Annotated in this window: 1 pseudogene; it reads right to left on the minus strand. The window is 35.0% G+C overall.

Annotation, left to right across the window (positions count from 1 at the left end):
- Positions 1-346 (minus strand): annotated as a pseudogene (locus FEZ33_RS12525) (IS21 family transposase); the annotation flags it as partial.

Raw genomic sequence — 346 nt, forward strand, 5'->3', positions numbered from 1 at the left:
ACACTTTTGACCGTCGGTCGATTGGTAGCTTTTAATACATCTTTACAGGCTTGTTCGATTTCATAATTGGTATATTTTCTTTCCAACTTCTTTAAAGTGAAGATTGCGTTGAGAGCTTGCTTTTCTACTTCATAAGTCTCAAGTAAAAAAGTTACAATCATTAGAGTGGAATCGCCTATACTTGCTGCCCATTTTAATCCCTCTTCAGGCGTTTGTTCGATATACAATCGATGATTCTGAGGCATATGTTCTTTTAAGGTAGAGAACTGTCCGTATTTTCCATATAATGTTTGATGAGAAGCTGCTCTTATGTGATTAAAATAGATTTCAATTGTACTGTCTGAAA

Source organism: Ruoffia tabacinasalis, from assembly GCF_005864045.1.
In the GTDB taxonomy this organism is placed as follows: Bacteria; Bacillota; Bacilli; order Lactobacillales; family Aerococcaceae; genus Ruoffia; species Ruoffia tabacinasalis.